Origin of the sequence: Vibrio sp. 10N.261.51.A3 (genome assembly GCF_041471965.1) — a bacterium.
In the GTDB taxonomy this organism is placed as follows: domain Bacteria; phylum Pseudomonadota; class Gammaproteobacteria; order Enterobacterales; family Vibrionaceae; genus Vibrio; species Vibrio crassostreae_C.
In genome coordinates, this window is sequence record NZ_JBFRPK010000124.1 from 1,458 (window position 1) to 2,377 (window position 920).

General features: G+C 44.1%; 1 protein-coding gene. It reads left to right on the top strand.

The window, feature by feature from the left end:
* Nucleotides 1-61: 61 nt before the first annotated feature.
* The coding region (locus tag AB4371_RS21675) for an REP-associated tyrosine transposase (protein WP_136974621.1) at nt 62-920 on the top strand (859 nt) is incomplete at its 3' end.

The window sequence follows — 920 nt, forward strand, 5'->3', positions numbered from 1 at the left end:
TTTTGCCTTTTTGATGAAATGGTCTAGTTTTTAACTAGGCCATTTTTGTATAGGGAAGACAATGAGTAGACCACTGAGAATAGAGTATGCGGGTGCGCTCTATCATGTAACGTCGCGCGGTAATGCTCGACAGCCGATTTATCTGGAAGAGCAAGATTTTGAATTGTTTATCGAAGTGTTGTCAGGCACCAGTGAGCGATTCAATTGGGTCGTGCATAGCTACTGTTTAATGACCAATCATTACCATCTACTCGTCGAAACTCCTGATGGGAACTTAAGTAAGGGAATGCGTCAGCTTAATGGTGTGTATACCCAAAAGTTCAATAGAAAACATAACCGAGTCGGTCATCTATACCAAGGTCGCTTTAAAGCCATTTTAGTCGACAAAGACGCTTATCTATTGGAAGTGGGACGTTACATTTTACTTAACCCCGTTCGTGCAAATATAGTGGATACACCGAACGAATATGAGTGGAGCAGTTGGCCTTTTGTTACTGGTTTAAAAGAGTCACCAGACTGGCTAGCGGTTGATCAAACCTTGTTTCAATTTGGCCGCCAGAGAAATAAGGCTGTTGAGAAATACAAGCAATTCGTTTTCGAGGGGGTTGGTAAGCCACTATGGACAGGATTAAAGCAGCAGGTGTACCTAGGCAGTGATGAGTTTGTGAACAGTCATCTTCCTAATTTGAATTTAGCAGAGGGAGATATCAAAGAGGTTCCGGCAAAACAGCGACGTGCTAAACCTCTTTCGCTAAAGGAGTACCAAGACTCAGCGCCTAGTAGAAATGATGCCATTATTGCTGCATTTAATAGCGGTGGCTATACGCAAAAGCAAATAGGGAATCACTTCGACTTACATTATTCACGAGTCAGCCGTATAGTGGCAAAAGGCAAGACCTGCCCCCCCCCCCCCCCCCCCC